Genomic DNA, 23,366 nt, shown 5'->3' with positions numbered 1-23,366 from the left:
AGGAGTTGTCGGTGAGTGCGGTTTCGGTCGACAGGTCGGCGTCGGTCGGGGCCGGTTTGCGCCAGGTACGGATCGCGCGCGGCATGACGCTGCGAGGCCTGGCCCGGTGCATCGACGTCAGCCCGGCCACCCTGAGCCAGATCGAGAACGGCAAGACCGGACTGACCGTCGATCGCTTGAACCGCATCGCCGATGCACTCGGGGTGAGGCCGGCGGAGATCCTCGAAGCCGGTCGGGCGGCGCTCACGGCACCCGCAGAGGAACCGGAAACCCTCGTTGCGACCCGGTCCGACCCACCCGGGCAGGTCGAAGCGTGTCGGCAGTGGCGGGAGTACGAACCGTTGTCGCTGGCACCCGTGCTCCAGGCCGCGCTCGAGGAGATCCTCGCCGTGGGGTATCACGGCACGAGCATGCGCGAGATCTCCAAGCGATGCGGCCTGTCGGTTCCGGGGATCTACAACTACTTCACCAGCAAGCAGGACATCCTGATGACGATCTATCAGGCGACGATGGACGATCTGGAGCAGCGCACACGCGGCGCACTCGCCGAAGGGGCCGGCCGGGATCCCGTCACGGTCTTCACGTTGTTGATCGAGAACCTGGCGCTGTACCACACGCACCGCCGCGAACTCGGGTTCATCGGTGCCAGTGAGATGCGTTCTCTCACAACGGAGAACCGGCGGATCATCGCCAACAAGAGGAACTGGCAGCAGGCGGTCGTCGACGAGAAGGTGCTGGCCGCCGTGCGCGCCGGATCGTTCCGGGTCCGAAACCCCGAGGACGCTGCTCGCGCAGTGGTCTCGATGTGTACTGCTCTCCCCACCTGGTGGCGACCCGTTGGGCGGATGAGTCCGGAAGAGGTAGCGAGCCTCTACGTGGAGTACGCCCTGGATCTCATGCAGTACCGAGGCGCAGACCTCGACCGCGGTCCCTGACCGAACCTCGACCCCATTTTCACGACGTCCCCGACCGAATCTTCGAGGGAGAAACCGTATGACCGACGTAGCGAACAGCATGCTCACCGCGCAGACGAACACCGAATTGCTGGATCTTCGACCGTCTCCCAGAGCGCTCGAACTCGAACAGGCTCTCGTGGAGTTCATGCACAGCCACGTGTTCCCGGCCGAACACGAATACGAGGCCTATCGCCGCAACGTCGGCCCCGACGACCACACAGTCCCGCCTGTCATCGAGACCCTCAAGCAGGAGGCCCGCAAGCGGGGCCTGTGGAATCTGTTCCTGCCGTCCGAATCCGGCATCGGGCAGCTCGACTATGCCAGACTCGCCGAGATCACCGGTTGGAGCCTGCATCTCGCCCCGGAAGCCACCAATGGGCAGGCTCCCGATACCGGCAACATGGAACTGCTCCACCTGTTCGGCACCGATGATCAGAAGAAGCAGTGGCTCGACCCACTGTTGAACGGCGAGATCCGGTCCGCTTTCTCCATGACCGAGATCGCCGTGGCCAGCTCCGATGCCACCAAAATCGAGACCAGAATCGAGCGCGACGGCGACAGCTACATCATCAACGGTCGCAAGTGGTGGACCAGCGGCGCCGCGGATCCCCGCTGCAAGGTGCTGATCGTCATGGGCAAGACCGATCCGAGCGCCGACACCCATCGTCAGCAGTCCATGATCCTGGTGCCGATCGACACTCCCGGTGTCACGATCGTCCGCGACCTGCCGGTGTTCGGACGACACGACCAGCACGGTCACTGTGAAGTCGTCTACGACAACGTCCGCGTTCCCGCCGAGAACCTCCTCGGGGAGGAGGGCGGCGGCTTCGCCATGGCGCAGGCACGTCTCGGACCCGGCCGCATCCACCACTGCATGCGCGCACTCGGTGCCGCCGAACGGGCCCTGGCGCTGATGACCACGCGCGCGCAGGGACGTGTCGCCTTCGGCAAGACACTGGCCGAGCAGGGGGTGGTGCAGCATCAGATCGCCGAATCGCGCGTCGCGATCGAACAGGCCCGGCTGCTGTGTCGTCTCGCGGCCAAGACCATCGACGAACACGGCAACAAGGCCGCCGCTCCCTACGTGTCCGCCGCGAAGGTCGCGGTACCGCGCATGACCCTCGAGGTCATCGACCGGGCGATCCAGGTACACGGCGGAGCGGGTATGAGCGACGATGTGCCCCTCGCCGCGATGTACGGCTGGCACCGTGCTATGCGCATCTACGACGGGCCCGACGAAGTGCACCTGCGCACGATCGCCAAGAACGAACTGCGCAAGTACCCGAGGTGACCGCGCTCCTCGTACGGATGGGGACGCGGCCGATCGTAGGGCCGGCACCGTAGGCCGATCACGACCGTGCGTCGGACTCTCGTTCCACTCGACATACTGTCTGCCTATGGCTGCCGGTTTCGATTTCTCCTGGGCTCAATTCTTGTGGATCGTGCTCATCTTCGTGGGCGTGCCGACCCTGATCGGCGTGAGCATGGTGTGGGTTGCCTGGCAGCGGGAGCGTGCGGGTGTCCTGAGTCCGTCGAGCGACCACGAGCACACCGGTGATCGACCCGCGGGTCTCGGCCGGCGCGGCCTGTGGGCGACCGGTGCAACCGCATTCGCACTCGGATTCTTGTCCTGCGCGGGATGGTTGAGTTGGTCGGCCGAACACGACGGCGAGTTCCGAGGTCCCGGCCTGCCCGCACCGAACGAGTTCCCCACCTGGCAGGTGATCGCCTGTGGAGTGACCGTCGTGCTGTCATGCTTCCTTTGCGCTCGTCGATCCCGCTGGGTGGTCAGCGGTGGACTGGCCGCCGCAATCGGCACGGCGGCAGGGTTCACCACCGCATTCAGCGTGGTTGCCAGTACCGACGACACCGGTCAGGCGGGAGTGGGTGTGATGCTGTCGGAGATCGGATGGGGTATCGGGCTGTGCCTGCTGATGCTTGTCAGGGCTGCTCGGATCAGAGGGACGCGTCGCAGAGCGGTGGGCGCGTCGTAGCTCATCGATGCGGTGGTGGGGAACGATCCGATGTCCCACCGAGTCCGCGGAATGCCGAGATCCGAGCACCGGCTCCGTCCCAGCAGTAAACGGACGAGACAACATCGAAGGATGGATCCCATGGCACACGTACGACGTTTCGACCATGTCGGCCTCACCGTCTCCGACCTCGACGTTGCGACGGCGTTCTTCGCCGGCCTCGGTTTCGAGGTCGAAGGCACCGGCTCTGTGCAGGGCGACTTTCCTGCGACCGTCTGCGGACTCCCCGGCACGCACTGCGAGATCGTGATGCTCCGACCCCCGGACGGAGGGACCCGGCTCGAGCTTTCGCGCTTCATCGCGCCCGACCACCTCCCCGGTTCGCCGACGGCGATGCCGAACGAGCTCGGGATCCGCAATGTGTCGTTCGAGGTCGGCGACCTCCAAGTTGCCGTCGACGCTGTAGCCGAGCAGGGTTACGGGCTCGTCGGGGGTATCGGTGAATACGAGAACAGCGTGCGAATGGCGTACGTGCGGGGACCGGACGGCATCATCGTGTCGTTGTTCGAACAGCTCGGTTGACGCTCGCCCCCGCCGGCGGAGATCGGCATCGAACCTCTCGATGATGGGGCGACCGGCTCAGCTCGTCCCGGCGGCCCCCACTGCATCCAGTTCGGCGCGGAGAGAGGTCGATTCGGTTCTCAGCGTCAGATTTTCAGTCTGAAGCGTCTTCGTCTCGTCGCGCAAGGCGGTGATCTCGTCGCGCAGTGCCGACAGTTCGGCCCGCAGTTCGTCGCCGCGTGCTCGTGCCGCGGTCTCGGCTGCCTGGGCCGTCGCGGCGGTGATGCGCGATTCCTCGAGTCGGCTCCGTAGCTCGGAGGTGCGGTCGCGCTCGGTGGTGAGCTCGGTGTCGAGGCGCTCGCGGGTAGAGACCTCCCGGTCGAGTGCGGTCTGCAGGCGCGCGATCTCGGCTCGCAGGTCGGTGACCTCGACGGTCGCGCGCTCACGCTGGGCTGCTGCCTCGTCGAGTTCGCGTCGCTGCGCGGTGAGGGATTCGTCCTGCTGAACGATCGTCGCACGCAGGTCGCCGACTACCCCTGTGTGCTCGGCGGTCGCGGCCTCGAACTCGTCCTTCCACCGCTGCAGTGTTGCGGCGTGCTCGTCCTTGAGGCGCGTCAACTCGGCGTGATGCGCCTCGTCGAGTCGGCGCACCTGTTCGGTGTGTGCGGTACGAGCGTCGGCGAGTTCGGCGTCGACGGCGGCCACTGCCGCGTCGGCGTTGTCGCGGTCCTCGAGTGCCTGGGCGAGTTGTTCGCGTAGACGGACGATCTTCGCGTCGGCGTCGGCTTTGACCTTCGCGAGTTCGGCGGCGGACCGCGTCATCTGCGCCTCGAGAGCCTCGGCGTCGGTGAGCTTGTCGACCGCGGTGGTGATCCGTTCGGCGATCGCCGAGTACTGCTCGACGCTGTTGGTTGCGAGGGCGCGTAGGGCAGTGGTGGCGGCCGTGAGCGCGGAGACCGCATCGTCCGGGCTCTCGACGACCGCCGGGGCCGTGCCGGCGGCTTCTTTCTTGGCGCGTTCGCGTTCGCGATAGGCGCGCACACGGTCGGCTGCCGTGGCGTACTTCCGAGGGCGTCCCACCCGGGGTTTGCTCGAGTCCTCCTCGTCGGTGGTCGCTTCGGGAGTGGGGGAGTGTGCGTCGGTCATGGAGGTCCTCGTCGTGGCGCGTCGAAATCCCGGGTCGCAGGTATCGTACCGCATTTAGTTACGTAATTAAGCAATGGGACTGTGATGAAACGAAACGATATGTAACGCTGTGAACTGGGTAAGAACCACACGATGTGGCTTTTCGTAACGAAGAGCGCAGTAGAAACAACTTGATCTCATCCGTGATCGAGTGTGCGTACTGATCGTCATAATCCCCACTTATGACGATCATCTGCGGGCGACGGTCGAAAACTGTGCACCCCCCGGATCGGGGACCGGGAAGCCCGCTGAGGAAGGGGCCCCTCGACTGTGGCGCCGGTCACCGACTGTGCGGGGCGGGAGTTGTCGAATGTCTGCTCCAGCCGGCGGATGTAATGAAACACATTGCAGCGCTGGGCAGTCTGCGCTCGCTTGAGCGTGTATCCGCACACCGAAGAGAAGAGGTAATCGAATGGGCTCTGCAGCAATGTTCCTTGCGGATGTTCTCGTCGCCGTCATCACGCAGCTGATCGAGACCGGATCGTCATCCGGATCCTGATCTATCACCGCCGTGGTCGCCCTCCCGCTCGTCACCCGGAGGGCGACCACAGGCGCAGGACAGAGGGGGTACAAGGATGAAACACGTCGGAATCCTGGGCCACAGCTGGGATGGTGCCTCGCTGTGCTGGCGCGAGGTCTGTCAGCACAGCAACCGTCTCGGGCATCCGGCGCATCCGGATGTCACCATGGACTGCATCTCCTTCGAGCACTGCATGCCCGCGTGGGAGCGCGGGGATTACGAAGCGGTGCGCGCCATGCTTGCAACCAGCGTCGATCGTCTGGCCCGGGCCGGTTGCGACTTCTTCGTGTGCCCGGACAACACCGCTCATCTCGCGCTCGAAGCACCCGGTGATCCACTCACGATTCCCGGGCTGCACCTGATCGACATCGTGGCCGACGCAGCGCAGCGTGCCGGGCACCGACGCGTCGGCATCCTGGGAACGCGGTTCACCATGCAGGGCACTCTGTATCCCCGCGAACTGGCGGCACGCGGAATCGAGGCCATCATCCCGACCGACGACGATCAGGACCTGGTACACGCGGCGATCTTCGACGAACTGGTGCACGGCATCTTCCGGGACGAGACCCGGACGTCCTTCGTGGACCTCATCGGCAGACTCGCGGAGTCCGGGTGCGACGCGGTCGCGCTGGTGTGCACCGAGATCCCACTTCTGGTCTCCCCGGACGACTCGCCGTTGCCGGCACTGGACTCGACACGACTGTCCGGACAGGCGGCCCTCGAAGTGGCTCTCGGAACGCGCGACCTGCCGACCTGGCGCGGCGGACAGTTCCGGTGATAACAGGCAGGTAGCCGCGGCGGGTCGTAGCATCGAGCATATGGTCCTCTTCTACGAGATCGCCCTCGTGATCGCGTCGGTGCTCATCGCGTGGTTCGCGGTGTACGTGCTGTACCGCCTCGTCACCGACGAATCCACCAGCCGGCACTGACGGGTCGCCCGACCGACCGGACACATGTGGACATGTCGGCCACACTGCCCCGGCTCAGGGAGCCCGGGGTACGTCGGACGTCGGTGCCCCAACTTTGTCGAACACGTTCCGAGTGCCGTACGCGACGGGCATGAGGGCAGACCATGACCGACAGCTCCTTCCGTCCCGAGCGCACCTACCGACCGAGCCGGTGGCGACACATCGAGAACGTCGCGATGAGCACGCTTACTCGTGCGGGATTGGTGCCGCACTCCTATCTACTGACCACACGCGGCAGGCGCACCGGGAAGATCCGCCGCAACCCCGTGCTGATCGTCGATCTGCACGGAAAACGCTGGCTCGTGGCCCCGTACGGATCGGTGGGGTGGGTGCACAACGCGCGTGCTGCTCGCGAGGTCGAGCTCAGCAGGCGCCGCGACACGCGCCGCTACTCGATCCGTGAGCTATCAGCGGAGGAGGCCGGGCCCGTCCTGCAGCGGTACATCGAGCTGGCGTCCGCCACCCGGCGGTATTTCGAGGCACGCAGGAACGATCCGGTGGAACGGTTCGTCGCAGAGGCCGGTCACCATCCGGTCTTCGAACTGCTGCCACCGACGTAGTCGACGGAACTTTCATACGAGATTCGGGTAGCGCGCTACGCGTGTGCCTGCTGCCTTTAGTGACCACCATGATCTTCGTCGATTCGATTCGGATCGCGGACGCTCGACACCACCGAGGTACGGTCATGGTTACGAAATACGAAGTCGTCGCAGGCGACACGCTCTCGAAGTTGGCGCAGAGGTTCTACGGTGACGCGACGCTGTTCCCCGTCATCGCCGTTCCGAACGGCATCACCGATCCGGACGAGATCACCGTCGGACAGGAACTGCTCATCCCGTACATCACCGAACGGCACACCGTTGCACCGGACGAGACACTGTCGGGATTGGCGCAACACTTCTACGGCGACGGGACCCTGTTCCCGGTGCTCGCGGCGGCCAACCACATCGCCGACCCGAATGTCATCCAGGGCGGCCGCTCACTGCTGATTCCCGAACTCGGGGACGTGGGGCACCACACCGTGGTCGCGGGAGAGACCCTCGGGGAGCTTGCACGCCGCTGGTACGGCGAGGCGCAGCTGTATCCGGTGATCTCGTTCCCGAACCACATCACCGACCCCGACCACGTCGAGGTCGGCCGCGTGCTGATTCGTCCGGGGCTCAACTACCGGCACACCGTCGTCCCTGGCGATACCCTGCGGGCTCTGGCGGAGGACCACTACGGGAACGCGGAGATGTTCGCGATGATTGCGGCTGCCAATCACATCGCTGATCCGAACAGGATCACCGTCGGGCAGGTGCTGTTCTTCCCGAACCTCACCAACTTCTGACCAGAGGGGCCGTGAGGCCGGTGCGGGTCACGTGGCGACGGGGTAGTGGCTCCGAACGGCGATGCGGTTCCACGCGTTCATGACGATCGCAAGCCACGTGACCGCGGAAACCTGCTCGTCACTGAGTGCACCGTTGTCCCACTCGTGACGACCGGGTTCCATGGGGCGTGTGACTTCTTCCGCCAGCGCGAGCGCGGCGCGCTCCTGGTCGGTGAAGTACTGCGACTCCCACCAGGCCGCGACGACCGCGAGACGATCGGTGGTCTCGCCCTTCTCCAGGGCGTCGCGCGTATGCATACGCAGGCAGAACGCGCATCCGTTGAGCTGCGACGTGCGGATCTTCACCAGTTCGGCGAGCTTCGCATCGAGACCGGCCTGCGAGACGGCCTCCTCGACCTCCTTGTTCAACGCCAGAACGTTCTTGTAGGCGGCCGGGTGCTGCTTACCGAGATTGATGTGCGCCATTGTGGATGTCCTTCCAGCGGGCGACATCGGCCGGAGCGACCGGCCGCTTCATTCTGTCAGCCGCATCCATGCCGGTGGGTGTGGTTCGCGCCTCCGGATCAGTGGGTGCGGTCGTACTCGTCCTGCGCGGCGACGATCTCGGGCATCGACTCCTCCACGACGTCGATGAGCGTCAGCAGGGGCGCGGTGATGCGGCGTCCGAGGTCGGTGAGCGAGTACTCGACATGCGGAGGGATCGTCCCCAGGACGGCGCGGTGGATCAGGCCGTCGCGTTCGAGGGTCTGCAGGGTCTGCGACAGCATGCGTTCGCTCACGCCGTCGACCCGGCGACGCAGTTCCGAGAACCGGCGCGTGTCGTCGACGAGGGCCGCCAGCACCAGCACACCCCAACGCCCGGTGATGTTCTGCAGCACCGGACGCGACGGGCACTCGCGCGCGAAGACGTCGGCTTCGGGGAGGCGATCGGTGCTCATGAATGCCGAGTATACGGCGGCTATGCGAGCGATGGATCCGACTCCAATGGTTGCACTTACGAAAAGTAAGTGATGGAATGGTGGCGTTCCCCATCCCGCTCGACCACTTCGAGGAGTCCCATGACCATCGCTGTCACCGGAGCTGCCGGCCACCTCGGCCGCCTGACCATCACCGCTCTCCGCACCCGCGGTATCGCCGCCGGCGACATCGTCGCCGTCGTGCGCGACGCCGCGAAGGCCGCAGACCTGGCGGCCGACGGGGTGCAGGTCCGTGTTGCGGACTACGCCGATGCGGCGTCCCTGCGCGACGCGCTGGCCGGTGTCGACAAGCTGCTTCTCGTCTCCGGCAGCGAAGTGGGGCAGCGACTGCCCCAGCACACCAACATCATCGACGCCGCCCAGGCCACCGGCGTCGCGTTCATCGCCTACACCTCGATCCTGAACGCGGCGACGAGCCCGCTGATCCTCGCCGGCGAACACAAGGCCACCGAGGAACTGCTCGCCGCCTCCGGTATCGACCACGCCCTGCTGCGCAACGGCTGGTACTGGGAGAACTACGACAGCTCGGTCGCCGCTGCCGCTGCCACCGGGGCGCTGTTCGGTTCGGCCGGCACAGGCCGCGTCGCCGGGGCCGCCCGCAAGGACTTCGCCGAAGCGTCCGCCGTGGTCCTCACGACCGAGGGACACGCCGGTGCCGTCTACGAACTCGGCGGTCAGCGACTGACCTACACCGAACTGGCGGAGGTCCTCTCCGACATCGTCGGCGTACCCGTGACCTACAAGGATCTGCCGAAGGAGGAGTACGCGACGATCCTCGAGAACGCCGGTGTGCCCGCACAGTTCGCCGCCGTGCTCGCCGACTCCGACGCGGGCATCGCCGTCGGCGCGCTCGACACCGACAGCGGAGATCTCGAACGCCTCATCGGGCGCCCCGCCACGCCGGCAGCCGAAGCGATCGGTGCCTGACACCCGCTAATCCCGTCGGGTCCGGGCGCGTGATGGCAGGATCAGGACTCGTGAGCTCCGCGAATCTGACCCGTGCCGAAACCGCCGCGCGCGCCCGCGCACTCGACGTGCACTCCTACCGCGTCGAACTCGACCTGCGGGGTGCCGTCGACGCCCGACGCACCGGATTCCCCACGGTCACGACGCTCGAATTCACCGCCTCCACCGACGAGGCCTGGCTCGATTTCATCGGCGACTCCGTCGAGTCGGTGACGATCAACGGTGAGCTCGTGCCCGTCGTCTACGACGGCGCGCGGATCACCATCGGTGGTCTGAAGGAGATCAACGTCGTCACCGTCGTCGCGACCGGCCGGTACAGCCGGTCGGGGGAGGGGCTGCACCGCTTCGTCGACCCCGTCGACGGCGAAACCTATCTCTACACCCAGTACGAACCGGCCGACGCCCGTCGCGTGTTCGCGTGCTTCGAACAGCCGGATCTCAAGGCGCCGTTCACCTTCGTGGTCACGGCCCCGCGCCGCTGGCAGGTGCTCTCGAACGAGGCCGCCGAGCGCACGGTGCAGCGCGACGACACCCAGACCGTGACGTTCGCGCCGACCCAGCCGATCTCCACCTACATCACCGCGATCGTCGCCGGCCCGTACCACCGGGTCGACGCGTCGTGGAGCCGCGACGAGCTGACGGTGCCACTGGGGGTGCTGTGCCGCGCGTCGCTCGCCGAGCATCTCGACGCCGACGAGATCGTCGAGGTCACCCGGCAGGGCATGGACTTCTACGCCGAGCACTTCGACTATCCGTATCCGTTCGGCAAGTACGACCAGGTGTTCGTGCCCGAATACAACCTCGGCGCGATGGAGAACCCCGGCTGCGTCACCTTCACCGAGGCGTACGTTTTCCGCGGTGCCGCCACCGCCGCCCAGCATCAGGGTCGCGCGAACACGATCCTCCACGAGATGGCCCACATGTGGTTCGGCGATCTGGTGACCATGAAGTGGTGGGACGACCTGTGGCTGAAGGAGTCGTTCGCCGATTTCATGGGCGCCTTCACCAGCGCTGAGGCCACCAAGTTCACCGACGCGTGGGTGGCCTTCGCGAACCGCCGCAAGGCCTGGGCGTATCTGCAGGACCAGCTGCCCACGACGCATCCGATCGTCGCCGACATCGTCGACCTCGAGGCCGCGAAGCTGAACTTCGACGGCATCACCTACGCCAAGGGCGCGAGCGTGCTCAAGCAGCTCGTGGCCTATGTCGGCCGCGACGCCTTCTTCGAAGGTGCCCGCCGGTACTTCCGCAAGCACGCCTTCGGCAACACCACCCTCGACGATCTGCTCGTCGAACTGTCGAGCACCTCCGGCCGCGACCTGACGTCGTGGGCGCAGGCGTGGCTGCAGACCACCGGCGTATCAACCCTGCATCTCGAGGAGTCCGGGACCGGGTACGAGATCGTGCAGGGCGATCCGCGCCCGCATCGCCTCGCCGTCGGCTGCTACGACTCCGACGACTCCGGCGACCTCGTCCGCACCCACCGCGTCGAGGTCGACCTCGCCGACGAACGCACCCCCGTCGACCTGCCCGAGGCGGCGCTGGTGCTGCTCAACGACGACGACCTCACCTACGCCAAGGTTCGCCTCGACACGCGGTCGCTCGACACGGTCGAGTCCTCCCTGGACCGCGTCCGCGAACCGCTCGCGCGCGGCCTGCTGTGGTCGGCGCTGTGGAACGCGACCCGCGACGGGGAACTCGCCGTCGACCGCTATCTGTCGATGGCCGCCGGGTTCGCCCCGTACGAGGCGGACATCGCGCTGCTCACCGCGGTGCTTGCCAACGCGGCCCAGGCCGTCGAACACTATGTGCCGGACTCGGCGCGCACCGATGCGCGGCGTCGCTGGCTCGACGCGGTCTGGGACGGAATGCACGGTGTCGCACCCGGCAGCGACGCCCAGCTGGCATTCGCCCGCGCGCTCGGTGTCGCGGCGAGCGTGGACGACCGGCACGCCGCCGACCTGCGAGCGATCCTGTGCGGCAACCTCGCACCGCCGGAGGGCCTGCGCCTCGACCCCGACCTGCGATGGAGCTGGTGGGCAGCGCTGACCACGACCGGCGACGCCGACGAGGCCGACCTCGACGAGGAACTGCGCAACGACGACACCGCCTCGGGACGCACCGCGCACCTGCGCGCGCTCGCCTCTCGCCCGCGCGCCGAGGTCAAGGCGCACGCGTGGGCGACGATCTTCGCCGACCACACCCTCACCAACGACCACCTCGACGCGACCATCGCCGGGTTCCGCGCCGGGGAGCGCCGCGACCTGATCTCCGCCTACGACACCGATTACTTCGCGGTGCTCTGTGAGACGTGGACGAGCCGCAGCATCGAGATCGCCCGCCGCATCGTCGTCGGATTGTTTCCCGCGGCCGACAGCCTCGAACCCGTCGACACCTGGCTCGAGGCCCACACCGATGCCCCGGCCGCGCTGCGGCGCCTGGTCATCGAACAGCGCGATCATCTCGCCCGCGACCTTCGTGTCCAGAGGATCAACACGCCGTGACCAGCCCGGATCTGCCCCGTCCCGAGGGGCCCGCGGTCCCGGACACGGTCGCCACCGCGATGCGGCGGCTGCGGGAGAAGGCGACTTCGGAGAACACCCGCGCCGCCCAGATCGGCGACTGGACGATCTTCACCCGCTGGTGCGAACGCACCGGGCACAGTCCGATGCCGGCCACCGCCGAGCAACTGAGCTGGTTCCTCACCGAGAAGGCCGCCGAAGTGCGCCCCGATGGACGCTGGGCGTACGCGCCGTCGACGCTGTCGCGCTGGGTGTCGACCATCAACAAGATGCACGCCCTGGCGGGCCTACCGAAACCCGGTGGGCACGAATCGGTCCGGGACCTGCTGCGAGGCATCCGACGCGATCGGGCCACCCCGCCGGCGCGCCGGACCCCGCTGCTCACCGACGACATCCGCACCATCCTCTCCGCGATGCGCGTCGAGGCGGCCGACGGCGGGTGGGCCGAACGCGTCGCCGAACGTCGCGACGCGGCGCTGCTGCTCATGGGATTGGCCGGGGCGCTGCGCCGCTCGGAGCTCACCGGGCTCGTCGTCTCCGACGTCGTCCCGCACCGCGCCGACGGGCTCTACGTGACGGTCCGCCGGTCCAAGACCGACCGCAGTGCGCGCGGCCGCACGGTCACCCTGCCGTACGGGTCCGATCCGCACACCTGTCCGGTGTGTGCCTATCGACGCTGGCGGGAGGTGCTCGACGCGTGGGACGAGTCCGGACGCGAGGCCGTCGTCGACCTGCTCGGTACCGCCGCGGCCGACCCGGCCGAGCACTGCTGCCGCGGTCTGGCGGCCGGGCGCACGCAGGACGGCGACCGGCCCCTGTTCCGGCCGGTGCACCACAGCGGCGCGGTGGGGACGACCGCGCTGTCGGGGCAGTCCGTGCACTCGATGATCCAGCGCCGCGCCCGCCGCGCCGGATTCAGCGACGACCTCGTCGCCACCCTGGGCGGGCACAGCCTGCGGGCCGGGTTCGTCACCCAGGCGGTGCGCGGCGGCGCGACCACACAGACGATCATGACGCAGACCGGACACGCGGACGAACGGATGGTCGCGCTGTACAGCCGCCACCACGCCGGTCTCGTCGGCAACGCGGTCACCCAACTCGGCCTGTGAACGGATCCGGGTGGATCCGATCCCACTCAGCGACGCCGAACCCACCCGAATCGACGATGGAACCAGCCCAGGCCGTCGCCCGACGCTCGTAGGCTGAGGCGCGACCGACATACGGACAGGAGATCGCGGTGGCACAGACGAAAACGGACGCTCCGACCATCGACGAGTTGCTCACCGAACTCGCTGCACTCGACGACCCGAAGATCCGCGCGGTGAACGAGAAACACGGCGACGACCACGGCGTGAACCTCAGCGCCCTGCGCGCCGTCGCCAAGCGGGTGAAGACGCAGCACGAGCTCGCGCAGCAACTCTGGGCCACCGGCGACACCGCCGCCCGGCTGCTCGCGCTGCTGATCTGCCGCCCGAAGGCGTTCACCGCCGACGAACTCGACACGATGGTCCGTGAGACCGGCACCCCGAAGGTGCACGACTGGTTCGTGAACTACGTCGTGAAGAAGAACCCGCACGCGGAGGAGCTGCGCGGGCGATGGATGACCGATCCAGATCCGATCGTCGCGAGCGCAGGCTGGGCACTCACCGCCGAGCGTGTCGTCAAGAACGCCGACGGCCTCGACCTGTCCGGCCTGCTCGACATCATCGACGCTCAGATGCGCGACGCCCCCGAACGATTGCAGTGGGCGATGAACACGTGCCTGGCGCAGGTCGGCATCGAACACCCCGACCACCGGGCCCGCGCGCTCGACATCGGCGAACGCCTCGAGGTGCTGAAGGACTATCCGACGTCACCGGGCTGCACGTCACCGTACGCGCCGGCCTGGATCGGCGAGATGGTGCAACGGAAGAGTACGTGAGCTATCGCAGGCCGCTGGGAAGGATACGACTATTCCTCATCGAGGGTTGCACTGCACGTTTGCGCGTCAGTGTTTATTTCCCACACGAACGCGTATTGGCTACCTTCGGCTACATCGATCGCCCCTGATTCCCTCAGATTGCAGCGCACTCCGAGCGAATTGCACTGCAGTAGTCCAGTCATGGAGTAGGGCTGCAATCCAATAGGAACATTCCGGATAGTATGGCGTGCCCCGGTCGGGATAATCACTTGATTCGCGATATGGACCGTAATATCCGCGGTGCACCCGTAGTCCTGATCTTCGTAAACGAGCGCAATCGTCGCTGTGGCGGGCTCGGATGATGGACTTGAGGTGTCGTTGGGGGGCGGGGGAGGAGGTTCTTGGCCCTGAGTGCTAACGATTACGCCGAGAACGGCCCCCAATGCGGTAATCAGTGCAGCCAACGCCCCGATGCCCTCTGCGGACTTCCAGAAACTCTTGCCTTCTCCGCTGGACTGGTCGGAGGGTGCGTTCATCGGATCCTCCCGCGTTCGTTGCAGTGGTTTCACAACGTTGGGTGAAGCGCCATCGGCATGGCTCCACCGGCGGCCTTGTGGCGGGCCCGGTTGGTGACATGACCAGTATGAGCTGTCCGAAGATGCGAAATTTCTGAATTGCCGATTTTCCCTGGAGTGTTCTCGCGGCGACATCCAATTTTGTGTGATAAGTAATGGAGTAATTTGGTGCGGGCAACTCTTTGCTGAGTGAATTTCGAGGTGGTGGCCTACGCGCAAATATCCCCGGAGCGACAGACGTCCCCGTACGCACCGGGCTGGATCGGCGAGATGGTGCGATGGAGGAACGAGGCGACGGCCACCCCCTCGTAGCTCACGCCACGTCGAGTGTGCGGATCTCCTGCCGGATCTCGTTCCACCCGGTGGTCCGTCCCGTCAGCAACCACACCCGGGCGTCGAACCAGTATCCGCGGCCACCGGCCACCGCCGTGACCAGGTGTGCGAACGCCACGAGCGCCCGATCACCCCCACCGCGCGGCCTGCGAACGGGATGGATCACCCGCCGCTGCGGTGCTTCGTAATCGACTGTGCGTTCCTGTGCGGTCCTGGCCCAGGGCATTCGCATTCGACTTCCGGTGTCGGATCGTTCCGGTCGGTACCGGGAGTGGGTACCTCCGCGATTGGGTACCGTTCCGAGCGAGGGTACGCGGCAGGCCGGGCCCCGCATGCGCATTCGCGGGAAAGCCCTGGCCGGCGCCGGATATCAGCGACGACGAGGAGAACGATGCAGCTCCCCACCACCGACACCGACTTCGGCACCCTCGACGCGTGGTGGCGGGCCGCGAACTATCTGTCCGTCGGCCAGATCTACCTCATGGACAATCCGCTGCTGCGCGAACCGCTGCGGCCCGAACACATCAAACCGCGGCTGCTCGGACACTGGGGCACCACACCGGGATTGAACTTCGTCTACGCGCACCTCAACCGCGCCATCACCACCCGCGACCTGGACATGATGTACGTCATGGGTCCCGGTCACGGCGGACCCGGACCGGTGGCCGCGGCGTGGCTCGAAGGCACCTACAGCGAGGTCTACCCGGATATCTCCCGCGACGAGGACGGCATGCGGCGCCTGTTCCGCCAGTTCTCGTTCCCCGGCGGCATTCCCAGCCACGTCGCCCCCGAGACCCCCGGATCGATCCACGAGGGCGGTGAACTCGGCTACTCCCTCTCGCATGCCTACGGCGCCGCCTTCGACAATCCCGATCTGATCGTCGCCGCGGTCGTCGGCGACGGCGAAGCCGAAACGGGGCCGCTGGCCGCGAGCTGGCATTCGACGAAATTCGTCGACCCGCGCCGCGACGGCGCGGTACTGCCGATCCTGCACCTCAACGGTTTCAAGATCGCCAACCCGACGGTGCTCGCGCGCATCGGCGAGGACGAACTGATCTCGCTGCTGCGTGGCTACGGGCACGAACCGATCGTCGTCGCCGGCGACCATCCCGCCGACATGCATCGGCGCTTCGCCGCCGCCCTCGACGCGGCGCTCGACCGCATCTCCGAGATCCAGCAGACCGCCCGCAGCTCAGGAAACGAGACCCGCCCGGCGTGGCCGATGATCGTGCTCCGGTCCCCGAAGGGCTGGACCGGCCCGGTGGAGGTCGACGACGCCCCGGTCGAGGGCACGTGGCGCGCCCACCAGGTGCCGATCGGTGATCCGCGCAGGAACGACGAGCACCGCCACCTCCTCGAGGAGTGGCTGCGCAGCTACCGGCCGAAGGAGTTGTTCGACGACGACGGCGTTCCCGTCGCGGCCCTGCGCGACCTCGCGCCCCGTGGCACCCGGCGGATGAGCGCCAACCCGCACGCCAACGGGGGAGCGGTGCTGCGGGATCTGATCCTGCCCGACTTCCGCGACTACGCCGTCGACGTTCCCGAACCGGCCACCGCCACCGGCGAGGCCACCCGCATCCTCGGCACCTTCCTGCGCGACGTCATGCGGCGCAACGCCACGAACTTCCGGATGTTCGCGCCCGACGAGAACAACTCCAACCGCCTCGACGCGGTCCTCGACGCCACCGACCGCACCTGGAACGCGCGCATCGAGCCGGGTGACGACCGGGTCGCCCCCGACGGCCGCGTCATGGAGATCCTGTCCGAACACACCTGCCAGGGCTGGCTCGAGGGGTATCTGCTCACCGGCCGGCACGGATTGTTCTCCAGCTACGAGGCTTTCGCGCACCTGGTCGACTCGATGGTGAACCAGCACGCCAAATGGCTGCTCACCACGAACCGGATCCGCTGGCGCCGCCCCATCCCGTCGCTGAACTACCTGCTCACCTCCCACGTGTGGCGGCAGGACCACAACGGCTTCTCGCACCAGGATCCCGGATTCATCGACCACGTCGTCAACAAGAAACCCGAGGTCGTGCGCGTCTACCTGCCGCCGGACGCCAACACCCTGCTTTCGGTGGCCGATCATTGCTTGCGCACCCGCCAGTACATCAACGTGATCGTCGCCGGGAAGCAACCGGCCGTACAGTTCCTCGATATCGACGACGCGATGACCCACTGCCGCAAGGGCATCGGGATCTGGCAGTGGGCCTCGACCGACCGCGACGTCGAACCGGATGTGGTGCTCGCCTGCGCCGGCGACATCCCCACGATGGAAACCCTCGCAGCCGTCGACATCCTGCACCGCCGCTTCCCCGACCTGCGGATCCGGGTGGTCAACGTCGTCGACCTCATGCGGCTGCAGGACGACCGGGCGCACCCGCACGGGCTGCCGGGCGCGCACTTCGACGCGCTGTTCACCACCGACAAGCCGGTGGTCTTCGCCTACCACGGCTATCCGTGGCTGATCCACCGTCTCGTCTACCGGCGCACCAACCACGAGAACTTCCACGTCCACGGCTACATCGAGGAGGGCACGACCACCACACCGTTCGACATGTGCGTGCTCAACCGCATCGACCGCTACCACCTCGCGCTCGACGTCCTCGACCGCGTCGAGCGGATCCGGCCGATCGCCGGGCACGCCCGCGAGGAACTCGAGAACATCCTCGCCGAACACACCCGCTACGTGCGTACCCACGGCGAGGACATGCCGGTGATCACCGACTGGCACTGGCAGGGCGTCGGAATTGACTGAGCGTCAAACCGATCCGCGGCGGGCCAGTCGCCCGGCGGTGAAGGCGTCGACGTCGACCTCGTCGAGGGAGGTCACCACCAGATCGGCGCCCGCGTCCTCGAGGTCGGCGGCGTCGTCGAAACGGGCGACACCGAGCGCCCACATGCCGCCGGCCTTCGCCGCCCGGATCCCGCTGATCGCGTCCTCGACGACCACGCACGCCTGGGCGGGCACCTCGAGTTCGTCGGCGGCGGTGAGGAACAGTTCCGGGTCGGGTTTGCCGTGGGCGACCGGGCGGCCGGACAGATCCGCGTCGAACCGGTCGAGCAGCGTCTCGCCAGGACGGTCGTGGGCGGGGACCGCCCGCAGGAACAGCCCGGCATTCTTCGACGAGGACGCCGCGGCCACCGCGATCCCCGCCGCCTGCACGGCCGCGACGAAGCGCACCCCGTCGTCGTAGGCGCGGAACCGGCGCTCGTCGATCAACCGCAGCAACCGGGCCTGCTTGCGCTGGGCGTAGTCCACCGCGCGGCGCTCGGCGTCGGGCACCGCGAAGTATTCGAGCGCGGCGCGGGCGCCGTCCATCCGCGGCCGACCCGACAGCACCTGCCGGTACACCGCCGCGGTGAACGCGTCGTCGGTCCAGGAGGTCTCGGGTTGCAGGTCGCGCCAGTCGCCGGTCATCAACTCCGCCAGCGCTTCCCGCCACGCCGTCTCGTGCGGTGAATCGACGAGCACCCCGTCGACGTCGAAGATCACCGCACGGAACCGCGACTGCGTCTCGGGCACGATGTCCTCCTCGCGGTCAGGCAGGGACGGCGGCGAGCCGGAACTCGTGCGACTCGCCGGCGCCGAGCTCGACGAGTTCGCCGTCCACCGCGACCTGCACCGGCACCCGGAAGCCCTCGGTCTCGGCGCGCACCGACAGCTTGTCGCCGTCGATCCGCACCCGCAGGGGAGTGCCGCGGTACCGCATGGAGAACGACACCCCGTCGAGGTGCGAGACGAGCTTGGGCCGGAAGACGAGCACGTCGCCGTACGCGCGGGCACCGACGTAGTAGCGCTGCACCAGATCGAGGGTGCCGCCCATGACCCCCATGTGGATGCCTTCCTTGGTGGTGCCGCCCTGCAGGTCGCTGACATCGCTCTCGAGCGCGAGCTTGAACCGCAGCCACGACGACTGCGGATCGAAGGTCGCGAGCACACCGGCGAACGTCACGTGACTGAGCGTCGAGCCGTGCGAGGTGCGCTGGTCGTAGTAGTCGACGGTGCGGCGCACGAGGTCGCGATCGTAGGGATAACCGAGCTGCTCGAACACCTGGCGCAACTCGGCATCGTCGAACAGGAAGAACAGCATCACCGTGTCGGCCTGCTTGGCCACCTTGTAGGCATCCGGGTCGCGGCCCTCGGCGCGCAGGATGCGGTCCATCCGACCGATGTTGCCGTACTCCGTGCGGTAGTGCTCCCAGTCGAGTTCCTCGAGATCCTCGTAGCCCTCGAACTGGCTGATCACCCCGTCGTGGTAGGGCACGAACATTCTCCGGCTCATCTCCGACCAGGTCCGCAGTTCCTCGTCCGTGACTCGCAACCGGGCCCGCAGGGCCGTCCGCCGGCTCTTCGACAGCACCTCGAAGACGTCCAGGGCGCGCGCCGCGATCCACGCGACCATCACGTTGGTGTACGCGTTGTTGCGCAGACCGCCCTCGGTGGCTCCCGGATACCGCTCGTGGAATTCGTCCGGGCCCATCACGCCGTGGATCTCGTAGCGGTCCCGGTCGGGGTTGTAGTGCGCGATCGACGCCCAGAACCGCGCGATCTCGAGCATCATCTCGGCGCCGTAGTCGGCGAGGAAGTCGACGTCGTCGGTGGCCTGGTAGTAGTGCCACACGTTGTAGAAGATCGCGGCGCTGACGTGACGCTGGTTCCGGCTCAAGTCCGGATCCCATTGCCCCGACATCGGATTGAGATGCACCGTCTGGGTCTCCTCCGTGCCGTCGCTGCCGCTCTGCCAGGGGAACATCGCGCCGCGGTAACCGGCCTCGCTCGCCGCGGCCTGCGCCTCGCCCAACCGGCGGTAACGGTAGAGGATCAGTCCCTTGGTGATCTCGGGGACCCGCATGTTCAGGAAGGGATAGACGAACATCTCGTCCCAGAACACGTGCCCGCGATAAGCCTCGCCGTTGAGTCCGCGCGCCGGCACTCCCGCGTCGAGACGCGCGGTGTGCCGTGAGCAGACCTGCAGCACGTGCGAGACGTGCAGACGCAACAGCAACTGCGCGCGCGGCTCCCGCGGCAGCCGGATGTCGCAGATGTCCCACAACTCGTCCCAGGCCGCGACGTGCTCGTCGTACGCCTCGGCGAAATCCGGATAGCGCAACACGTGCCGGCCCGCCGACGCGAGGGGCTCGGTGATCGCGTCGTCGCGGGAGGTGAACATCGCCACCATCTTCTCGATGCGCACCGTCGAGCCCTCGGCGATGTCGAAGGAGAGGACCTGCTGGATGTAGTCCTCCATCTGGTACAGATCGCGGTCGACGAGCATCGCCCCGCACGAGCCCTCCCGGAACACCCGGGTGCGGGCGGCCTGGGCGATGTAGGTGTCGGACTGGCGGATCTGCACCTTCAGCGCGATCGTCTCGGGGCCGTAGGTGCGCGGCGAGACCGGATCGAGGTGCCGTGCCTCGAGATCGCGGTAGCGGGCCACGGCGCGGTTGGAGACCCGGCCGTCGAGGGCGGTGACGATCTCGACCCGCCCCGACCAGTTCTCCGGGGTCAGCGACCATTCGAGCGCCCCCTGGTTCGGATGCTCCATGCTCACGAACCGTCTGCTGCACAGCGACGTCTCGCGGCCGTGCCGATCCCGGAACCGCAGTTCGCGGACCACGGTGGCGGTGCGGATGTCGTAGACGTGCCGGTAGTCGAGGATCTCCATCTGTGCCAGGCGGATCGCCTCGCCGCCGTCGATGCGCAGCTTCAGCACGAGCCAGTTCGGGAGGTTGACCAGATCCTCGTTCAGGACCGGGCTGCCACCCATGATGGTGGTCTCGCGGTTGTAGCAACGATGCGCGTAGGTCCCCGGATAATGGACCTCGCCCATGTCTTCCCACTCGGCGGTGCCGCGTGAACAGAAGTAGCCGTTGCCCGTCGAGGTCAGGGCTTCGCGCAGGGGTTCGTCGTCTGGATCGAAACCGTCGTAGTCGAGGGTGAACTCCGGGTCGTACACGCGAACCTCCTGGCGGGTCGTACTCGACACGAACTGTCCGGCGGTGCTGTCACCCGGCGGCGCTGTCATCTACCCAGGGCCGACAGGAAACGTTCGACGTCGTCGACCGACGCGAGGACGAACTCGGCGTCGGTGCGGCGTCCGGCCATCTCCGGGTCGTCGGGGCTGCCGACGAGGATCCCGATGCCGCGACCCCGCAACGCCCGGAAGGCGTCCTCGTCGGTGATGTCGTCGCCGAGATAGAGCGGCACGACGTCGTCGGAGGCGAGACCGAGGACCTCGATCAGGTGCAGGACCGCCTTGCCTTTGTTCCAGTCCACGGCCGGTTTGAGTTCGTAGACCATCTTTCCCGGCACCACGGCGAGCCGGTCGGGGTTCTCCTGCAACAGCGTCTCGACGATCGCACCGACCCGGTCGTGCACCTCGGGGGAGGCCTGCCGGTAGTGCACGGCAACCGACGCGCGCTTCGGTTCGATGCCGACACCGTCGAGACCGTCCAGGCGGGTGCGCAGGGTCTCGGTGGTCTCGGTGATCAGATCGGTGAAGTCGGTGAGGACGTCGTGGGCGATCTGCCCGTGGGTGGGGCTCCAGATGTCGAAACCGTGGCTGCCGGCGACGACGAGATCGTCGACCCCCATGAGCTGCTGGACGACGTCGCGGTCGCGGCCGGTGACGATGCACACCGACACGCGGTCGGCGAGTTCACGGACGGTGCGGCGCATGGCATCCGACCACACCGCGTCCTCGGGACGGGCGACGATCGGGGTGAGCACACCGTCGTAGTCGAGGAAGACCGCGGGCCGGCGGCCCGCGAGACGATCGGACAGAGCGGCGCCGTCGAGTGCCGACGGTAGGTCCTCCACGGTGCGCGGCGCGGTCATCTGATCGGTACTCCTGTCGTCGCGGCGACCCGTCATGGTTCGCACCGTACACAAAGATCGAAAGGCTCGGCCGTGGATCCGGGGAGGGGGATCGGCCGGATGCAGCGGTCAGCGGACCGGGCGTCGCCAGTGCTCGTCCGCGGTGAGCCGGGAGCGGACGTGTTCGGCGGCATCGTCGTTGCGGAACGGGCCGGTCAGCAGGTCGGCGTAGACGTGTGAGACGGCGGCATGGCGCAGTCCGCTGCGACGGTCCATCCGTTCGAAGACCACCGGCGACCAGGGGATCGCCACCACGACGTCGCCGCCGTGCTCGACCGGGCGCAGGCCGAGACTGTCGGCGAAGTCGTCGGGGTCGTCGGCGTAGACCTCGAGCAGCGTCGGGGCCGCGTAGTCGGTGGCGCCGACGCCGGTGAGCGCGTAGGGGATGTCGATGCGTTCGGCCAGTCGCGCGCGGGTCGCGGTGACGCCCTCGGGGGCGGTGAACCGGCGGACCGCGCAGACCTTCCGCTCGGCGGCCCAGGCCCGCAGCATCGGTTCCCAGCGCGCCTCGACGATCGGGCCGCGCGGGACCCGGCGCACGAGCTCACGTTCGACGAGCACCTCGACGACGCGGTAGGTCGCGCCGGTGGACGCGCCGGACAGCTTGATCAGTTCCGGGACGGAGATCTCCCCGACGTGATCGGCGAGTGCGCGCACCACGCGGTCGGACGGTTCGCCGGTGAGCACCCCGGACGGGCGGCCCGGGCCGCGCCACGGGTCGGCGTCGGCGCCGCGGTCGCGGACCCACACCGCCGGGCGGTCGGCGACGAGCGAGAGGTTGCCGGTCGCGTCGGCGTAGGAGATGCCGTGCCGGTCGAGCTGGCGGCGCACCGGATCGGACAGATAGTGGGCGCACACGAAGCCGCGGTCGGAGTCGGACAGGTCGGCGGCGATGCGCGCGACGTCGCCGGAGAGCACACCTCGGGAGGCGACCACGGAGAAGGACACGGTGTCGCCGTCGGGGGCGGAGACGAGCATCCGGGTGGGTGCCTCGGGGGAGCGGGGGCGGTCGCTCGACAGCGACCAGCCGAGCGGCAGGCACGCCTCGAGTCGGGCGGTGGCGCGACGGTAGATGTCGATGTACCGCTCGGGGCGGGGACCGATGGTGTTCTCGGGGGCGGGAGCCGACTGTGTCACATCCACCACCGTAGTCACTCTGTGCATGACGGAAAAGAGAAATAATCGAAATCCCATAGGGCGGAACAGCCCCTCTCCCGCACCGCAAACTATGACGCGGCATGCGCTAGTTTCGTGACCATGACCGACATCACCGGACGCATCGCGTTCGTTCAGGCGACCTGGCACCGCACCATCGTCGACCAGGCACGTACAGGCTTCACCGAGGAGATCACCCGCCTCGGCGTCTCGCAGGACGCCCTGGACTTCTTCGAGGTCCCCGGCGCCTTCGAGATCCCGCTGCACGCCAAGCGACTGGCGAAGACCGGGCGTTACGACGCGATCGTCGCGGCCGGGCTGGTCGTCGACGGCGGCATCTACCGGCACGACTTCGTCGCCACCGCGGTGATCGACGGCCTGATGCGCGTCCAGCTCGACACCGATGTGCCGGTCTTCTCCGTCGTGCTCACCCCGCACAACTTCCACGAGCACGACGAGCACGTCGAGTACTTCACGCGGCACTTCGTCAAGAAGGGCGCCGAGGCGGCTCGCGCCGTCGACGCCACGGTGCGCTCGCTGCGCGCGCTGCCGACCGGAGACTGAG

The 23,366-nt window shown here is 67.4% G+C and carries 21 protein-coding genes; 13 read left to right on the top strand and 8 right to left on the bottom strand.

Annotated elements, in window-relative coordinates; all coding sequences use genetic code 11:
• Positions 1-11 precede the first annotated feature (11 nt).
• The 4 genes from K3M35_RS15670 to K3M35_RS15655 all read left to right on the top strand — a co-directional run bounded on the left by K3M35_RS15670 (position 12) and on the right by K3M35_RS15655 (position 3,511).
• Positions 12-935, top strand: coding sequence for a helix-turn-helix domain-containing protein (locus K3M35_RS15670; protein WP_307718228.1), 924 nt, complete (start codon positions 12-14; stop codon positions 933-935).
• A gap of 58 nt (positions 936-993) precedes the next feature.
• Complete coding sequence (locus K3M35_RS15665; protein WP_064061024.1) at positions 994-2,247, top strand: acyl-CoA dehydrogenase family protein; 1,254 nt, start codon at positions 994-996, stop codon at positions 2,245-2,247.
• Positions 2,248-2,353: 106 nt separating this feature from the next.
• Positions 2,354-2,950 carry a hypothetical protein gene (locus K3M35_RS15660; RefSeq protein ID WP_064061025.1) on the top strand — a complete coding sequence of 199 codons (597 nt, stop codon included), beginning with the start codon at positions 2,354-2,356 and terminating at the stop codon, positions 2,948-2,950.
• 120 nt (positions 2,951-3,070) lie between these two features.
• Positions 3,071-3,511 (top strand): VOC family protein, encoded by a 441-nt coding sequence (locus K3M35_RS15655; protein WP_019289494.1) that lies wholly within the window; start codon positions 3,071-3,073, stop codon positions 3,509-3,511.
• A gap of 57 nt (positions 3,512-3,568) precedes the next feature.
• Here K3M35_RS15655 and K3M35_RS15650 read toward each other — a convergent pair whose 3' ends face one another.
• Positions 3,569-4,636 carry a hypothetical protein gene (locus tag K3M35_RS15650; protein WP_033098203.1) on the bottom strand — a complete coding sequence of 356 codons (1,068 nt, stop codon included), beginning with the start codon at positions 4,634-4,636 and terminating at the stop codon, positions 3,569-3,571.
• A gap of 614 nt (positions 4,637-5,250) precedes the next feature.
• On the opposite strand from K3M35_RS15650, the gene K3M35_RS15645 reads away from it, so the two are divergent.
• The 3 genes from K3M35_RS15645 to K3M35_RS15635 all read left to right on the top strand — a co-directional run bounded on the left by K3M35_RS15645 (position 5,251) and on the right by K3M35_RS15635 (position 7,493).
• Positions 5,251-5,973 (top strand): aspartate/glutamate racemase family protein, encoded by a 723-nt coding sequence (locus K3M35_RS15645; protein WP_220666661.1) that lies wholly within the window; start codon positions 5,251-5,253, stop codon positions 5,971-5,973.
• Between the two features lie 294 nt (positions 5,974-6,267).
• Positions 6,268-6,723 (top strand): nitroreductase family deazaflavin-dependent oxidoreductase, encoded by a 456-nt coding sequence (locus tag K3M35_RS15640; RefSeq protein WP_006552141.1) that lies wholly within the window; start codon positions 6,268-6,270, stop codon positions 6,721-6,723.
• A 125-nt stretch (positions 6,724-6,848) separates the two neighbouring features.
• The gene (locus K3M35_RS15635; protein ID WP_220666660.1) at positions 6,849-7,493 is read left to right on the top strand and encodes a LysM peptidoglycan-binding domain-containing protein; all 645 of its coding nucleotides are present in this window, start codon (positions 6,849-6,851) and stop codon (positions 7,491-7,493) included.
• A 27-nt stretch (positions 7,494-7,520) separates the two neighbouring features.
• Here the strand turns inward: K3M35_RS15635 and K3M35_RS15630 are convergent, their stop codons facing one another.
• On the bottom strand, positions 7,521-7,958 hold the full coding sequence (locus K3M35_RS15630) for a carboxymuconolactone decarboxylase family protein (RefSeq protein WP_220666659.1): 438 nt from the start codon (positions 7,956-7,958) through the stop codon (positions 7,521-7,523).
• A 98-nt stretch (positions 7,959-8,056) separates the two neighbouring features.
• On the bottom strand, positions 8,057-8,431 hold the full coding sequence (locus K3M35_RS15625) for a helix-turn-helix domain-containing protein (RefSeq protein ID WP_006552145.1): 375 nt from the start codon (positions 8,429-8,431) through the stop codon (positions 8,057-8,059).
• 120 nt (positions 8,432-8,551) lie between these two features.
• On the opposite strand from K3M35_RS15625, the gene K3M35_RS15620 reads away from it, so the two are divergent.
• From K3M35_RS15620 to K3M35_RS15605, 4 genes are all read left to right on the top strand, one after another.
• A complete protein-coding gene (locus K3M35_RS15620) occupies positions 8,552-9,397 on the top strand; it encodes an SDR family oxidoreductase (protein ID WP_064061028.1) in 846 nt (281 codons plus the stop codon).
• A gap of 50 nt (positions 9,398-9,447) precedes the next feature.
• Complete coding sequence (pepN, locus tag K3M35_RS15615) at positions 9,448-11,940, top strand: aminopeptidase N (RefSeq protein WP_220666658.1); 2,493 nt, start codon at positions 9,448-9,450, stop codon at positions 11,938-11,940.
• The gene (locus tag K3M35_RS15610) at positions 11,937-13,067 is read left to right on the top strand and encodes a tyrosine-type recombinase/integrase (RefSeq protein ID WP_071935018.1); all 1,131 of its coding nucleotides are present in this window, start codon (positions 11,937-11,939) and stop codon (positions 13,065-13,067) included. The genes pepN and K3M35_RS15610 overlap by 4 nt, the downstream gene beginning before the upstream one ends.
• A 128-nt stretch (positions 13,068-13,195) precedes the next feature.
• The gene (locus K3M35_RS15605) at positions 13,196-13,879 is read left to right on the top strand and encodes a DNA alkylation repair protein (RefSeq protein WP_064061030.1); all 684 of its coding nucleotides are present in this window, start codon (positions 13,196-13,198) and stop codon (positions 13,877-13,879) included.
• A gap of 867 nt (positions 13,880-14,746) precedes the next feature.
• On the opposite strand, the gene K3M35_RS15600 is transcribed toward K3M35_RS15605, so the two are convergent.
• Entirely contained in the window at positions 14,747-14,884 is a 138-nt protein-coding gene (locus K3M35_RS15600; protein WP_155738849.1) for a hypothetical protein, read from the bottom strand.
• 273 nt (positions 14,885-15,157) lie between these two features.
• Between K3M35_RS15600 and K3M35_RS15595 the strand changes: the two genes are divergently transcribed.
• Positions 15,158-17,524: a phosphoketolase gene (locus K3M35_RS15595; protein ID WP_220666657.1), complete on the top strand. Its 2,367-nt coding sequence runs from the start codon at positions 15,158-15,160 to the stop codon at positions 17,522-17,524.
• Between the two features lie 3 nt (positions 17,525-17,527).
• Here the strand turns inward: K3M35_RS15595 and K3M35_RS15590 are convergent, their stop codons facing one another.
• The 4 genes from K3M35_RS15590 to K3M35_RS15575 all read right to left on the bottom strand — a co-directional run bounded on the left by K3M35_RS15590 (position 17,528) and on the right by K3M35_RS15575 (position 22,783).
• A complete protein-coding gene (locus K3M35_RS15590) occupies positions 17,528-18,292 on the bottom strand; it encodes an HAD family phosphatase (RefSeq protein ID WP_019289511.1) in 765 nt (254 codons plus the stop codon).
• A gap of 16 nt (positions 18,293-18,308) precedes the next feature.
• Entirely contained in the window at positions 18,309-20,795 is a 2,487-nt protein-coding gene (locus K3M35_RS15585; RefSeq protein WP_019289512.1) for a glycoside hydrolase family 65 protein, read from the bottom strand.
• Positions 20,792-21,643 carry a trehalose-phosphatase gene (gene otsB / locus K3M35_RS15580; protein ID WP_230810854.1) on the bottom strand — a complete coding sequence of 284 codons (852 nt, stop codon included), beginning with the start codon at positions 21,641-21,643 and terminating at the stop codon, positions 20,792-20,794. Before otsB ends, K3M35_RS15585 begins: the two co-directional genes overlap by 4 nt.
• Positions 21,644-21,715: 72 nt before the next feature.
• The gene (locus K3M35_RS15575; protein ID WP_220666656.1) at positions 21,716-22,783 is read right to left on the bottom strand and encodes a helix-turn-helix domain-containing protein; all 1,068 of its coding nucleotides are present in this window, start codon (positions 22,781-22,783) and stop codon (positions 21,716-21,718) included.
• 120 nt (positions 22,784-22,903) lie between these two features.
• Between K3M35_RS15575 and K3M35_RS15570 the strand changes: the two genes are divergently transcribed.
• Positions 22,904-23,365 carry a 6,7-dimethyl-8-ribityllumazine synthase gene (locus tag K3M35_RS15570; protein WP_006552156.1) on the top strand — a complete coding sequence of 154 codons (462 nt, stop codon included), beginning with the start codon at positions 22,904-22,906 and terminating at the stop codon, positions 23,363-23,365.
• Position 23,366: the final 1 nt, after the last annotated feature.

Origin of the sequence: Rhodococcus sp. DMU2021 (genome assembly GCF_019641445.1) — a bacterium.
GTDB lineage: Bacteria > Actinomycetota > Actinomycetes > Mycobacteriales > Mycobacteriaceae > Rhodococcus > Rhodococcus pyridinivorans.
The sequence above is the reverse complement of the archived record's forward strand: the minus strand, read 5'-3'. Positions and strand labels throughout refer to the sequence as shown.

What these genes read in the sequence shown, in the direction of transcription:
- K3M35_RS15665 (WP_064061024.1), top strand. Translation starts at nt 994, where the DNA reads ATGACCGACGTAGCGAACAGCATGCTCACCGCGCAGACGAACACCGAA.
- K3M35_RS15660 (WP_064061025.1), top strand. Translation starts at nt 2,354, where the DNA reads ATGGCTGCCGGTTTCGATTTCTCCTGGGCTCAATTCTTGTGGATCGTG.
- K3M35_RS15655 (WP_019289494.1), top strand. Translation starts at nt 3,071, where the DNA reads ATGGCACACGTACGACGTTTCGACCATGTCGGCCTCACCGTCTCCGAC.
- K3M35_RS15650 (WP_033098203.1), bottom strand. Translation starts at nt 4,636, where the DNA reads ATGACCGACGCACACTCCCCCACTCCCGAAGCGACCACCGACGAGGAG.
- K3M35_RS15645 (WP_220666661.1), top strand. Translation starts at nt 5,251, where the DNA reads ATGAAACACGTCGGAATCCTGGGCCACAGCTGGGATGGTGCCTCGCTG.
- K3M35_RS15640 (WP_006552141.1), top strand. Translation starts at nt 6,268, where the DNA reads ATGACCGACAGCTCCTTCCGTCCCGAGCGCACCTACCGACCGAGCCGG.
- K3M35_RS15635 (WP_220666660.1), top strand. Translation starts at nt 6,849, where the DNA reads ATGGTTACGAAATACGAAGTCGTCGCAGGCGACACGCTCTCGAAGTTG.
- K3M35_RS15630 (WP_220666659.1), bottom strand. Translation starts at nt 7,958, where the DNA reads ATGGCGCACATCAATCTCGGTAAGCAGCACCCGGCCGCCTACAAGAAC.
- K3M35_RS15625 (WP_006552145.1), bottom strand. Translation starts at nt 8,431, where the DNA reads ATGAGCACCGATCGCCTCCCCGAAGCCGACGTCTTCGCGCGCGAGTGC.
- K3M35_RS15620 (WP_064061028.1), top strand. Translation starts at nt 8,552, where the DNA reads ATGACCATCGCTGTCACCGGAGCTGCCGGCCACCTCGGCCGCCTGACC.
- K3M35_RS15595 (WP_220666657.1), top strand. Translation starts at nt 15,158, where the DNA reads ATGCAGCTCCCCACCACCGACACCGACTTCGGCACCCTCGACGCGTGG.
- K3M35_RS15585 (WP_019289512.1), bottom strand. Translation starts at nt 20,795, where the DNA reads ATGACAGCGCCGCCGGGTGACAGCACCGCCGGACAGTTCGTGTCGAGT.
- otsB (WP_230810854.1), bottom strand. Translation starts at nt 21,643, where the DNA reads ATGACGGGTCGCCGCGACGACAGGAGTACCGATCAGATGACCGCGCCG.
- K3M35_RS15570 (WP_006552156.1), top strand. Translation starts at nt 22,904, where the DNA reads ATGACCGACATCACCGGACGCATCGCGTTCGTTCAGGCGACCTGGCAC.